Annotated in this window: 13 protein-coding genes and 1 tRNA gene; 6 read left to right on the top strand and 8 right to left on the bottom strand. The window is 74.3% G+C overall.

All coding sequences use genetic code 11. From position 1 onward, the window contains the following. The first annotated feature begins 35 nt into the window (after positions 1 to 35). The 3 genes from FIP57_RS00165 to FIP57_RS00155 are packed head-to-tail and all read left to right on the top strand — an operon-like array spanning position 36 to position 2,865. The gene (locus tag FIP57_RS00165; RefSeq protein WP_203230961.1) at positions 36 to 839 is read left to right on the top strand and encodes a glycerophosphodiester phosphodiesterase; all 804 of its coding nucleotides are present in this window, start codon (positions 36 to 38) and stop codon (positions 837 to 839) included. 32 nt (positions 840 to 871) lie between these two features. Continuing rightward, entirely contained in the window at positions 872 to 1,684 is an 813-nt protein-coding gene (locus tag FIP57_RS00160) for an alpha/beta fold hydrolase (RefSeq protein WP_148570737.1), read from the top strand. Further along, the gene (locus FIP57_RS00155; RefSeq protein WP_162529629.1) at positions 1,681 to 2,865 is read left to right on the top strand and encodes a SpoIIE family protein phosphatase; all 1,185 of its coding nucleotides are present in this window, start codon (positions 1,681 to 1,683) and stop codon (positions 2,863 to 2,865) included. Before FIP57_RS00160 ends, FIP57_RS00155 begins: the two co-directional genes overlap by 4 nt. Here the strand turns inward: FIP57_RS00155 and FIP57_RS22985 are convergent. From FIP57_RS22985 to FIP57_RS00140, 4 genes are all read right to left on the bottom strand, one after another. Further along, positions 2,862 to 3,008, bottom strand: coding sequence for a hypothetical protein (locus tag FIP57_RS22985; protein ID WP_162529628.1), 147 nt, complete (start codon positions 3,006 to 3,008; stop codon positions 2,862 to 2,864). The genes FIP57_RS00155 and FIP57_RS22985 overlap by 4 nt on opposite strands. Positions 3,009 to 3,194: 186 nt before the next feature. Next, positions 3,195 to 4,139 (bottom strand): hypothetical protein, encoded by a 945-nt coding sequence (locus FIP57_RS23485; RefSeq protein ID WP_203230960.1) that lies wholly within the window; start codon positions 4,137 to 4,139, stop codon positions 3,195 to 3,197. A 77-nt stretch (positions 4,140 to 4,216) separates the two neighbouring features. Continuing rightward, on the bottom strand, positions 4,217 to 5,221 hold the full coding sequence (locus FIP57_RS00145) for a GNAT family N-acetyltransferase (protein ID WP_238993181.1): 1,005 nt from the start codon (positions 5,219 to 5,221) through the stop codon (positions 4,217 to 4,219). 91 nt (positions 5,222 to 5,312) lie between these two features. Beyond that, a tRNA-Lys gene (locus FIP57_RS00140) sits at positions 5,313 to 5,385 on the bottom strand. Between the two features lie 136 nt (positions 5,386 to 5,521). Between FIP57_RS00140 and sigK the strand changes: the two genes are divergently transcribed. Next, positions 5,522 to 6,106, top strand: coding sequence for an ECF RNA polymerase sigma factor SigK (gene sigK / locus FIP57_RS00135; RefSeq protein ID WP_148570731.1), 585 nt, complete (start codon positions 5,522 to 5,524; stop codon positions 6,104 to 6,106). Then, on the top strand, positions 6,103 to 6,813 hold the full coding sequence (locus FIP57_RS00130) for an anti-sigma factor (RefSeq protein ID WP_148570729.1): 711 nt from the start codon (positions 6,103 to 6,105) through the stop codon (positions 6,811 to 6,813). The genes sigK and FIP57_RS00130 overlap by 4 nt, the downstream gene beginning before the upstream one ends. A gap of 3 nt (positions 6,814 to 6,816) precedes the next feature. Here FIP57_RS00130 and FIP57_RS00125 read toward each other — a convergent pair whose 3' ends face one another. Continuing rightward, the gene (locus tag FIP57_RS00125; RefSeq protein WP_148570727.1) at positions 6,817 to 8,415 is read right to left on the bottom strand and encodes a phytoene desaturase family protein; all 1,599 of its coding nucleotides are present in this window, start codon (positions 8,413 to 8,415) and stop codon (positions 6,817 to 6,819) included. Between the two features lie 110 nt (positions 8,416 to 8,525). On the opposite strand from FIP57_RS00125, the gene FIP57_RS00120 reads away from it, so the two are divergent. After that, a complete protein-coding gene (locus tag FIP57_RS00120) occupies positions 8,526 to 8,873 on the top strand; it encodes a hypothetical protein (protein ID WP_148570725.1) in 348 nt (115 codons plus the stop codon). Between the two features lie 24 nt (positions 8,874 to 8,897). Here FIP57_RS00120 and FIP57_RS22980 read toward each other — a convergent pair whose 3' ends face one another. From FIP57_RS22980 to FIP57_RS00110, 3 genes are read right to left on the bottom strand one after another with little or no spacing between them, the layout of a single operon-like run. After that, positions 8,898 to 9,065: a hypothetical protein gene (locus FIP57_RS22980; protein WP_162529627.1), complete on the bottom strand. Its 168-nt coding sequence runs from the start codon at positions 9,063 to 9,065 to the stop codon at positions 8,898 to 8,900. 53 nt (positions 9,066 to 9,118) lie between these two features. Next, positions 9,119 to 11,560 carry an ABC transporter permease gene (locus tag FIP57_RS00115; RefSeq protein ID WP_148570723.1) on the bottom strand — a complete coding sequence of 814 codons (2,442 nt, stop codon included), beginning with the start codon at positions 11,558 to 11,560 and terminating at the stop codon, positions 9,119 to 9,121. Next, positions 11,557 to 12,342 carry an ABC transporter ATP-binding protein gene (locus FIP57_RS00110; RefSeq protein ID WP_148570721.1) on the bottom strand — a complete coding sequence of 262 codons (786 nt, stop codon included), beginning with the start codon at positions 12,340 to 12,342 and terminating at the stop codon, positions 11,557 to 11,559. The genes FIP57_RS00115 and FIP57_RS00110 overlap by 4 nt, the downstream gene beginning before the upstream one ends. Positions 12,343 to 12,409 lie beyond the last annotated feature (67 nt).

Raw genomic sequence — 12,409 nt, 5'->3', positions numbered from 1 at the left:
CGGACGTGCTGAGGAAGCCGTCCGAAGGAGCGCTCGTGCCCGTCCGGTCCCGCACCCAGGACCGTCCCGTCCTCTCGATCGCCCACCGCGGCGCCAGCTGGCACGCCCCCGAGAACACGCTCGCGGCCGTCCGTGCGGCCGTGGCGCTCGGCGTCGACCTCGTCGAGGTCGACCTGCAGCGCACCCGTGACGGGGCACTGGTCCTCATGCACGACGTGACCCTCGCCCGGACCACCGACGTCCGGGCCCGCCACTCGCGCCGGGCGCCGTGGCGGGTCGCCGACCTCACGCTCGAGGAGCTCCGCCGGCTGGACGCGGGGAGCTGGTTCTCCCGGAGGTACGCCGGGGAGCGGGTCCCGACCCTCGCCGAGCTGCTCGACACGCTCCGCGGGACGGGGGTGGGGCTCCAGCTCGAGCTGAAGCGGCCCGACCTCCACCCCGGCGTGGTCGCCGACCTGGCCGCGCAGCTGGCTGTCGAGCTGGGCGACGCCCCCACGGTGGCTGGCGTCCCCGTCGTCGTGCAGTCCTTCGACGTCGCCGCGATGAAGGAGCTGAAGACCCGGCTGCCGCCGCTCCGGGTCGGGATCCTCGGGCGGCCGGCGGTCGCGAACCTGGCCGCGCTCGCCACGTGGGCGGACCAGGTGAACCCGGCCCACCTCGCCGCCGACGCCGCCTACGTGCGGGCGGTGCACGCCCTCGGCATGGAGTGCCTGGTGTGGACCGTCGACCGGACGGGCGCCCAGCGGCGCGCGCTGCGGCACGGCGTGGACGGCATCATCACCAACCGGCCCGACCGGCTGGCCGAGGTGCTCAGGTCCACGGTGGCCGCGCACGCCTGACGCCGTGGGACCGATCCCGTACCCTCCCACCCATGGACCCGGTCGTGCGCAACAACGTCCGGATCCGGGGGCGGCTCGACGGTCAGCCGATCATGTTCGCCCACGGGTTCGGCTGTGACCAGAACATGTGGCGCCACGTCGCGCCCGCCTTCGAGGACGACTTCTCGGTGGTGCTCTTCGACCACGTCGGCTCCGGCGGGTCGGTGGTCTCGGCGTACGACCCGGAGCGCTACGGCTCGCTGGCCGGCTACGCGCAGGACGTGAACGAGATCTGCGAGTCGCTCGGTCTCGAGGACGTCGTCCTCGTCGGCCACTCGGTGTCGTCGATGATCGGGGCGCTCGCGATCGCCGACGCCCCCGCCGGCCGCTTCGCCAAGCTGGTGATGGTCGGCCCGTCCCCGCGCTACGTCGACGACGACGGCTACCGCGGAGGGTTCAGCCGCGAGGACATCGACGAGCTGCTCGAGTCGCTGGACAGCAACTACCTCGGCTGGTCCTCCTCGATGGCGCCGGTGATCATGGGCAACCCCGAGCGGCCGGAGCTCGGCCAGGAGCTCACCGAGAGCTTCTGCCGCACCGACCCCGAGATCGCCCGGCGCTGGGCGCACGTCACCTTCAACTCCGACAACCGTGCCGACCTCGCCCGGATCGACGTCCCGACGCTGGTGCTGCAGTGCAAGGAGGACGTGATCGCGCCGATAGAGGTGGGGGAGTACGTCCACCGCGCGATCGAGGGCAGCGAGCTGGTCATCCTGGACGCCGTCGGCCACTGCCCCAACCTCAGCGCCCCCGAGGAGACCACCGCCGCCATCGCCGCCTTCGTGCGGGGCGAGGCGCTGGTGTGACGTCCGGTCCGGAGGACGGACGCCTGGTCGCGGAGCTGGCCGACCGGGAGGACCCCCAGACCGTCGTCGACCGCGTCCCCTGCGGCCTGCTGTCCACCACCCCGGACGGCATGGTGGCGAAGGTCAACCAGACGTTCCTCGACTGGACCGGTTACACCCGTGAGGAGCTCGTCGGCGTACGGCGCCTGACGAGCCTGCTGACCGGCGGCGGCCGGATCTTCCACGACACGCACTACGCGCCGATGCTCCGGCTGCAGGGGCAGGTGCGCGAGCTGGCCCTCGACATCGTCACCTCCGACGGCGGCCGGCTGCCCGTGCTGCTCAACGCCGCGCTCGAGCGGGACGAGACCGGGGAGCCCGCGGTCGTCCGGGTCGTGGTGGTCGACGCGACCGAGCGCCGCGAGTACGAACGCGAGCTGCTGCGCGCCAAGCGGCGCGCCGAGGAGTCCGAGCTCCGCGCCACCGCGCTGGCCCACACCCTGCAGCGGACGCTGATGCCGCCGGTCCCGCCGGCGATCCCGGGGCTCGAGCTGCACGCGGTGTACCGCCCTGCGGGCACCGGCGCGGAGGTCGGCGGCGACTTCTACGACGTCTTCGAGATCGGGGAGGACGACTGGGTCGTCACGCTGGGCGACGTCTGCGGCAAGGGGGTCGACGCGGCGGTGGTCACCGCGCTCGTGCGCCACACCCTCCGGGCGCTGTCGGTGCGCACCGCGAGCCCGGCCCAGGTCCTCTACACACTGGACGAGGTGCTCCAGCACCACCCGACGGACAAGTTCTGCACGGTCGCCCTGCTCCGGCTGCGCCGCTCCGCGGAAGGGTGGCGGACCTCGGTGAGCCTCGGTGGCCACCCGCACCCGATGCTGGTCTCGGCCGACGGCCTGGTCGAGGACGTCGGCACCCCGGGCTCGCTCGTCGGCGCGTTCGCCAACCCGTCGTTCGCCGACAGCGGGTTCCCGCTGCCGCCCGGCTGCGCGCTGGTGCTGTTCACCGACGGGGTCACCGAGGCCAGGCGCGGCGACGAGATGTACGGCGAGCAGCGGCTCCGTGACGTCGTGGCGAAGCACCCGGTGGGGGAGCTCGCGCAGGCCGTCCTCGAGGACGTGCTCGCCTTCCAGGGCGGGTCACCCCGTGACGACATCGCGGTCGTCACGGTCGCTGCGCCGCCGGCGGCCTCCTAGTGGCCGGGGCGGCGCCCCTGTCCCTTGCGGGCCTTGTAGGACTCGATCGCCTTCTGGATCTTCGCCTGGTTCGCCGGCTTCCGGGCCTCGTCGTACAGCTTCTTGGCGATCCCGGCGGCGGCGGCGGTGCGGAGCAGCTTCATGGAGAGACCGTACCCGCCGGGTGCGCAGCGGACACCGGCCGACATGAGGCGTCCTCAGGTTCGAACCGGTTCTCGCGGGGGTACCAGTCGGCCATGAAGTTCATCCTCGTCCTCATCGTCCTGGCCGTCGTCGTGTGGCTCGCGCTCACCCTCATCCGGGGCCGCCGTCGCATCTGACCCCGACAGTCAACGGCGTCGAGCCGCCGAGGTCGCCAGCAGCAGCCCGAGCCCGTCCTCCAGCAGGGCCGCGGCGAGCGGGGCCCGGCGCGCGGTGGCCGTCTCGCGCCACGCGTTGCCGACGAACGACCCGGCCACTGCGGCCACGCCTCCGACGAGGCCGGGAAGCACCGTGCCGTCCTCGTCTCGCCGGGCCAGCGCCGCGGCCGCCCCGGCACCGACCGCGCCCCGGACCGCCAGCGACGGCGGCTCGAGGCGGCTCGGCGCTGCCGGCAACTTGTCGGCGGTGAGCTCGCCGGCGACCGGCGCCGCCGCCACGACCTTGCGGACAGCTCCAGGGCGCGACCCCGTGCCGAGCACGACTGCCGCGATCCCGAACGAGCTGCGGATCCCGGAGGCGAAGCCGATCATCGCGGAGCGCGAGAGCACCCCGCGCGGCCGCTTCTCCTTGGGCGGTTGCGACACGTGCACCGGCCTCGACCGGTCGAGCTCGCGGGGTTCGCTCTCACGCAGCACCGCGGAGGCGGCGAGCCCGAACGCGAGGTGCGGCACCACGTCCGCGGTCCAGTCGCTCGCGCTCCAGCCGCGGGGGTCGGTGGTGCCGAGGCGGACCGACGAGGCGTTGCCGAGCACCAGGGCTGCGCCGCCGGTCGCGAGGGTGTCGAGCGCCGGAGGCAGCCGGAGCCCGGCCGTGCGTGCCGCGCTGGCGGCCACGCCCACGGCCAGCCCCGTCGCGACCCCTCCGAGCGCGCCGAGCGCGGTCGTCCGCGCCTCACGTGCGCTCCGGCCGCCCGGCACGGCGATGCCGGTCCGGTCTGCGGCTGCCTCGACCGTGCGCTCCGGCACGGTGCTGGCCGGTCGGCCGCGCAGGGCCATGTCGAGGTAGGTGGCGGCGTTGAGCGCGGCGGTGCCGGCAGCCCCGGCGAGCAGTCCGCGGCGGATGGTCCTGGACATCGGGCTCCTGTGGGTCGACGGTGCTGCCGTGGTCGTACCCGGCGGGTGCGGGGCTACCCGTCAGACCCGCCAGACCGTCAGACGCGGCACTCCGCGTGCCAGGACTCGGTCTCGTAGCTGGTCGTCCACCCCATCGACCGGTAGAGCGCGTCCGCTCCGGTGGGGGAGTCCGCGTCCACCTCGAGCCCGACCCGGTTGCGACCGAGGTCGTGGGCGTCGCGGATCACCGTGTGCAGCAGCGCCTTGGCGATCCCGCGCCCGCGGGCGTCACGGTGCACGCCGATGTAGTCGACGTAGCTGCCCTCGCTCCCCGTCGCGTCCTCCTGCGACACGGTGGCGACGAGCGCGCCGCCGGTGATCGTCTCGCCGTCCACGTCGACCTCGGCGATCCACCAGTGGTCCCACCGGTGTCCCGGGTCCTCGCGCAGCCGCTGCAGGAACTCCGGAAAGCTCTCGCGGTAGGAGTTGAAGTGGTCCGCGAACGACTCCTCGAGCACCCGGTGCACCCGCTGCAGGTCGGCGGCGACCGGCACCCCGTTGTCGTGCGTCGCGACCCGGCGCACGACGACCCCCTCGCGCGGGGGCGGGAGCGCCGCGGCGTCGTCGACAGGGCGGGTCATCTGCAGCCAGGTCCGGGTCTTGCGGTAGCCGGCCGCGGTCAGCCACTGCTTGAGCCGCTGCTCGGCGACGTACGGCGAGGCGTCGAGCTGGGTCGTGGTCAGCCCCCGCTCCGCCACCACCGCGCGGGCCGTCGCCGCCGCCCACCCGAGGAGCGCGCCGGCGACCTCGTCGGCGCCCGGGACGTCGGGCCGGACGACCAGGTCGACTCCGGTCCGCCCGGCCGCGCGGTCGTGGACGACGACCCAGCCGGAGAGCTCGCCGTCGTGCTCGGCCACCAGCTGCCGCCGCGTCCACGAGGCCGGTCCGACCACCATCGACTCCACGCGCTCGGTGTCGACCCCGCCCGGCACCCGGGCGGCCTGCCGCCGCTCGTTGGAGAGGGCGACCAGGGCCGGGACGTCGGCGCCGCCCGGGACCCGGACGGACCATCCCTGAGGGAGCTCGGGAGTCTCGACGGTCACCGGTCCAGTCTCGCAGGTGGGGCGGCCCGGTGACCGACGGGGAAACGACGAACGGCCCCTGCCGGAGGAGGGGCCGTTCGTTTGCTTCGCGTACGCCATCAGGGACTCGAACCCCGAACCCGCTGATTAAGAGTCAGCTGCTCTGCCAATTGAGCTAATGGCGCCTGGAGCGGGCTCAACCTTACCAGCGGGGATCGTGCAGCCGAAATCGAGGCGGGGCAATCCGGGAAGGCTCCACCGACGAACTACGTCGAGAGGCGGTTCCACCCCGTGCCGCCCGGTCCCCAGGGAGGCACACGGATGGGTTCCGAACCCGGGCTGCGGCTCGTGCACGCGCGCGAACCCGCCGACGTCGACGTGCTCGTCGGCCAGGTCGCACTCGGTGACAGCGCCGCCTTCGAGCAGCTGTACGACGAGGTCGGCTCGATGGTCTACGGCGTCGCGCGACGGGTGGTCCGCGACCCGGCCCGCGCCGAGGACGTCACGCAGGAGGTCTTCCTCGACGTGTGGCGCAAGGCCCCGGGGTTCGACCTGGAGCGGGGGTCGGCGAAGACCTGGATCATGACGATCGCGCACCGCCGCGCGGTGGACGCGGTCCGGCGCAACGAGGCACAGAAGAAGTACGACGAGCACGCCGGCGTCCCCGACGAGGTGCACCACGACGCGGCCGACGACCGGCTGATCGCGGCCGAGGAGCACGGTGCCGTCCGCGACTGCCTGGAGACGTTGACCGCGCTCCAGCTGGAGTCGGTGCGGCTGGCCTACTTCAACGGCTACACCTACCCGGAGGTGGCGACGCTGCTCGACAAGCCGCTGCCCACGATCAAGACTCGGATGCGGGACGGGCTGATCCGTCTGCGCGACTGCCTGGAGACCCCCCGATGACCGCCGACGTCCACACCCTGTCGGGCGCCTACGCCCTCGACGCGCTGAGCCCCGAGGAGGCCGCGGAGTTCCGCAGCCACCTCGAGGGGTGTGCCGCCTGCCGTGACGAGGTCCGCGAGCTGCGACGGGCCGCCGCCCTCATGGGCGCGGCGGAGGCCGAGCCGCCGCCGCCGGAGCTCAAGGCGCGGGTGCTCGCCGCCGCCGACCGGACGCCCCAGCAGCCGCCGCGGCTCGACCTGCGCCCTCGAGAGCGGGGCGCGCAGCCCCGCCGTTGGCGCACCTGGGTCGCCGCCGCGGCGGCCGCCGTCGTGGTGGCCGGCGGCGCCGCGGTCACGGTGGACGCGCTCCGCGACGACGAGCCGGTCCCGACGGCGGTGGAGCAGGTCTTCGAGGCCGAGGACGCGCGGACCGCCACGGTGGAGACCGCGAACGGCGGCCGGCTCACCGTCGGCGTCTCGCCGAGCCGCAACGAGATGGCGGTCGACACCAGCGGGCTGCCGGACCCGGGCGAGGGGCGGGTCTACCAGATCTGGGCGGTGCACGGCACCGAGATGGTCAGCGCGGCCGTGCTCGACGACGTCGAGGCGGGCGCCGCGATGGGGATGCCCGAGGAGGACACCGAGGTGGCGCTCACGGTCGAGCCGGCCGGCGGCTCCGAGCAGCCGACCAGCGCCCCGATCGTCCAGGTCGACCCCCGGGACGTGTAGCGGTCAGGTGGCGGCCGGCACGCTGCGGCCCGTCGCCTCCAGCACCGCCATCGCCGCATTGTGGCCGCCGACCCCGGACACCCCGCCGCCGCGCACCGCGCCTGCGCCGCAGAGCAGCACGTTGGGGATGTCGGTCGCCACGCCCCACCTCTCGGCCGGGGTCGCGGGCGGCTCGTCGCCCTCGTGCCACGGCCAGGACAGCGGTCCGTGGAACATGTGGCCGCCGGGCATCGCCAACGTCGACTCGACGTCCTGCGGTGCCCGGGCGAGGAGGCACGGGTTCCCGTTCGCGTCGAGGGACACCAGGCTCTCGATCGGCTCCTCGAGGTGGGTGTTGATCGAGTCGAGGATGCGCAGCACGATCTCGTCGCGCTGCACGTCGACGTGGCCGGAGAACAGCCGCGCGGGCGCGTGGAACCCCAGGAACGAGAAGGCGTGCTTGCCCTCCATCGCCAGGGTCCCGAGCACCGAGGGATCGGTGAGGCTGTGGCAGAACAGCACCCCCGGCGGCACCTCCGGGATGAACCCCTCCTGCGCCTCGAGGAACGCCTGCTGCAGCTGCTCGTAGTGGGTGCCGAAGTGCACGGTGCCGGCGAACGCCATCGGCGGTGACACCCCGGCCCGCAACCGCGGCAGCCGGTCGAGCAGCATGTCGATCTTGAGCACGGAGCCCTCGGGCCGTGGCCCCGGGTTCTCGCCCAGCATGAGCCGCAGCACCCAGGGGGCGACGTTGGACAGGACCCAGTCGCACTCGACGGCCTGCTCGGTGCCGCCGGTGCGGAAGGCGACCCGGGCCGCCGTCCCGGTGCTCTGCATCCGGGTCACGAACGCGCGCGTCACCACCTCGCCGCCGTGCGCGTGCACCGTGCGCTCCAGCGCGGCGGTCACCGCGCCCATGCCGCCGATCGGCACCTGCCACCCGTTGCCGGCGTCGCCCAGCACCATCGTCAGGAAGGTGCGGTTCTGGTCGAGGTCGGGGGAGTGCAGGTCGGTGAAGGTGCCGTAGACGGCGTTCGAGGCGGCCAGCCCGCGCACGATGTCGTCCTCGAGCTGCTGCTCGACCAGCCGGCCGATCGGCTCCTCGACGACGTTGCGCCAGGTCGTCGGGTTGGTGCGTCGCTCCATCTCGGCCCGGTCGACGAGCGGCTCGAGGAGGGACGGCGCGACCACGTCGGCGAGGTCGGCGAGGTGGCCCTGGAACGCGCGGTAGGCGTCGTACTCCCGACCGGAGCCGGTCATCGCCCGGAACGAGTCCTCGGTGATCTGGGTCGGGTTGCGCTCGACGAGGAGCCCGGAGTGGCGTCCGCCGCGGATCGCCGGTGCGTACGACGCCGTCCGCCGGGTCCGCAGCTGCACGTCGAGCGCGAGCTCCTTGCTGATGCGTTCGGGGAAGAGCCCGAGCAGGTGCGCGTAGGGGGAGAACCGCGCGGGCAGCCCCTCGAACAGCTCCTGGGAGATCGCCGCGCCGCCGGTCGCCCCGAGCCGCTCGAGGACGAGGACGGAGAGCCCTGCCTGGGAGAGGTACGCCGCAGCCGTGAGCCCGTTGTGGCCGCCGCCGATCACCACGACGTCGTACCTGCTCTGGAGGGTGGGCTCGGTCATCGCGGTCAACGTACTAGAGCGGCGCCGTCCCGCCCCGGAGGCGCCGTCGTCGACCGGCATAACCCCGGCTTTTCGGCTTCGTTGAGCCGGTGTCAGCCACAGGGGGAACGATGCGCGTCACCAACGAGGCCCGCGCAGGCCAGCTGCTGCAGGGCTGTGTCACGACCGTGGCCGTCGCCGCCGTGCTGTCCGCGGCGGGCGCCACCGGGCTGCCGACGACGGCCGGCGGAGCGGCCGACCCCGAGCCGGACGGCGCGGTGGAGGAGCCGGGGACCGCGCTCTGGCAGGAGTCGTGGTCCGAGCGGTACCCGGGCTGTGTCGCGCTGGTGCTCTGGCCGGACGGTGAGCGGCCGGTCGCGCTCGTCACCAGGTCTCCGGACGGCGGGCTGCACCGAGTGCCCGTGGGCACCGGCCGGCGGGTGCCGAGTGGTGACCTGGCGGTGGGGGCCTGCCGCTAGGCGGGAGAGCCTCCTGCCTCCGGGTCAGCCTTGGGGGCGACCCGGCGGCAGCGTCTCGGGACGTTCCGGATCCGCGTCCGGTGTGTTCGTCCCGATGGCGTCCTCCTCGTTGGGCTGGTCGTCGGGGTAGCGCTCGTCGACGTCCTGGTCGGCGGGCTCGTTCTCCACGGGGTCGAGTGGTCCGGTGCTCATGGAGCAGAAGTACCCCGCGAGCACCGGAACACCACCCACTCTCCCCACCCCCGTCACTCCAGGGCGAGCCCCGCGGCCGGGGCGGTCCGCGCCGCCCGCCGTGCCGGGAGGACGCAGGCGAGGAGCCCCGCCACCGCGGCGACCAGCACGACGACCACCAGCTGGGGCACGGGGAGCTGCAGGGTGGCCGCCTCGACGGCCGGCTCGACCATCGTGCGGACGCCGACCCACGCGTAGGCGATGCCCAGGGCCGTGCCGAGCAGGGTGGCGGTCACCGACAGCAGGACCGCCTCCGCGCCGAGCAGCGAGCGCAGCTGGCGCCGGGTGAGCCCCAGGGCCCGCAGCAGCGCGTGCTCCCGGCCGCGCTCCAGCACCGACAGCCCGAGGGTGTTGCCGATGCCGATCAGCGCGATGACCACCGCGATGCCGAGCAGGGCGACGACCGACGCGGTGAGGACGTCGAGCTGGAGGTAGACCCAGGCCCGCTCGCCGAGCCCGTTGGCCAGCTCGGCCCCGGCCGGGGCACCCAGGGCGTCCAGGTCGCCGCCGAGGTCCTCGGGGTCCGCGCCGTCCTCGGCCTGCACCCACACCGACCGGGTGCCGGTGGCGGCGCCTCCGGTCAGCGCGGTCAGCGTCTCCGGCGCGACCACGGCGGCGCTGCCCCACCCGTCGCCGCCTCGCAGGGTGAGCGTGCGGGCGGTGCCGTCGACCGTGACCCGGACCTGGTCGCCGCCGGCCTGCCCTGCGCCGAGCGAGTCCCACGGCACGAGCACCTGGTCGGGCCCGGGCACGACGATCGCCGGCTCGCCGTGCACGACGTCGTCGACCGCGGCCCGGTCGGCAGCGAGGAGCTGCACCTCGCCGATCCCGGAGACCCGTGCCGTGGTGCCCGGGAGTGCGGCCGCGGCCCGGACGCCATCGGTCGCGAGCACGTCGTCGAGCAGGGTCGCGGGCAGCTCGGCCCCGGTCGAGGTCAGCGTCAGGTCCACCGGGTGCGACTGGTCCATCTCGTCGTCGACCGCGGTGCGCGAGGTCGCCATCCCGGTGAGGACGGCGGTGGTGAGGGTGACGCCGACCAGGAGCGACGCGGTGGTCGCCGCCGTCCGCCTCGGGTTGCGTACGGCGTTCGCCGCGGCCAGCCGTCCGGGTGAGCCGAGCAGCCGTCCCGACACGAGACCGGCGAGGCGCACGAGCGGCGGGACGAGCACCGGCCCGAGCAGCAGCACCCCGGTGAACGTGGCCGCACCCCCGGCCAGCATCGGTGGCACCTCGTGGTCGGCCATCGCGAGGACGAGGGCCGCGACGCCGGCCACGAGGACCAGCACCCCGGCGGCGAGCCGGACCACGCCGGCAGGGGTCCGCGGGTCGACCGCGCCGGCCGGCTGCAGCGCCTCGAGGGGGCCGACGGCGACCACCCTCCGGGTCGGGAACCAGGAAGCGGCCACGGTGGCGACGACGCCGAGGAGGAGGCCGCCGAGGTACCAGCCGGCGGAGGGGCTCGGCTCGCCGATCGTGCCCTCGTCGAACCGGTCGCGGGCGACGGCGACCAGCAGGTGGCCGGTGCCGGTGCCGGCCAGGACGCCCGTGGCGGCGGCGACCAGGCCGAGCACCAGCCCCTCGATCCGCACCGACCGGAGCACCTGCCGGCGGGTGGCGCCCACGCACCGGAGGAGCGCGAAGTCCCGTGCCCGTTGGGCGAACAGGATCGAGAAGGTGTTCGCGATGACGAGTACGGCGACGAACAACGCGATGGTCGCGAACACCAGCAGCACGATCGCGACGATGTCGACGTCCTTGGTGATCTCGGCCTGCCGGTCGACCACGAACTGGTCGGCCGCCTGGACGGTCGCGCCGGAGAACCGCTCGAGGGGGCGGACCTGCGGGTCGGCGGGACCGGCGACGTCGTACGCGATGCTGTCGACGTACAACGTCCGCGCGATCGGCGCGACGGCGTCCCAGGGGAGGTAGAGGTCGGCGGCGACGCTGGCCGACGGTGTGTCGACGAGCCCGACGAGGGTGACGTCCGCGGCGCGGGCACCGGTGCCGACCTGCAGCCGGTCGCCGACCTCGAGCCCGAGGCTCTTCGCGGCGTTGACGTCGGCCACCGCCTCCCCGGCCTGCCCGGGGAACGTGCCGTCACGCAGCTCCTGCCACCGCAGCGCCTCGCCGTCGGCGAGCGCGCCGACCTCGACGCGGTCGGAGACCCGGCGGCCGTCCTCGGCGAGCGGCAGCAGCGACCAGCCGAGCACCGACGCGTGGTCGCCGCGTTCCCGGGCCCGCTCCACGACGGCAGCGGCCTGGTCGCCGTCGAGCCCCGAGACGACCAGGTCGGCGTTCTCGTAGGGGACGCCGACGCTGCTCACCATGCCGTCCTTGGTGGCCGAGCTCAGGATCCCGGTGGTCACCACGAAGGCGACCCCGATGGCGACCGCGAGCGCGGCCGCGACGTAGCGCCGCGTGTGCGTTCGCAGCGACGCCAGCAGCACGGTCCTCACGCCCCGATCTCCTGGCCGCGCAGCGCCGCGAGGACGGCGTCGGGGGTCGGACCCACGAGGTGGGCGCGGACCCGGCCGTCGGAGATCACGACGACGTCGTCGGCGTACGACGCCGCCTCGAGCTCGTGGGTCACCATCACCACGGTCTGCCCGAGCTCGCGGACCGAGCGGCGGAGGAAACCGAGGACCTCGGCCGACGACCGGCTGTCGAGGTTGCCGGTCGGCTCGTCGGCGAAGACCAGCGCCGGGCGGGTGACCAGGGCGCGGGCGATCGCGACGCGCTGCTGCTGGCCGCCGGAGAGCTCGCCGGGGCGGTGGTCGAGCCGGTCGGCGAGCCCGAGCACCGCCACCACCCGGTCGAACCGCTCACGCGTCTCGCCGTCGAGCCGGCGCCCGGCCAGCTCCAGCGGGAGCAGGACGTTCTGCCGCGCGGTGAGCATCGGCAGCAGGTTGAAGGACTGGAAGACGAACCCGAGGTGCTCGCGGCGGAACACCGTCAGCCGGGTGTCGTCGAGCGACTGCAGCTCGGTCCCGGCAACGGTGACGGTCCCGTAGGTCGGCTGGTCGAGCCCGGCGAGGCAGTGCATCAGCGTGGACTTGCCGGAGCCGGAGGCACCCATGACCGCGGTGAAGCGGCCGGCCGGCAGGTCGAGGTCGACGCCGCGGAGCGCGTGGACGGCGTTGTCGCCGCGGCCGTAGGTGCGGGTGAGGCCGCGCGCGGTGGCGGCGAGGCGTGGCCCCCCGGTGGGGGAGGAGGACGGGTCGTGGAGTGTCTCGAGCATGGCCACGACGCTAGGAATCCCGGGCTCCCGGATCGTCAGGCCGGAGACGGAACCTGCGTACGACGGC

It is taken from the genome of Nocardioides caldifontis, from assembly GCF_008087345.1.
Taxonomy (GTDB): Bacteria; Actinomycetota; Actinomycetes; order Propionibacteriales; family Nocardioidaceae; genus Marmoricola_A; species Marmoricola_A caldifontis.
The sequence above is the reverse complement of the archived record's forward strand: the minus strand, read 5'-3'. Positions and strand labels throughout refer to the sequence as shown.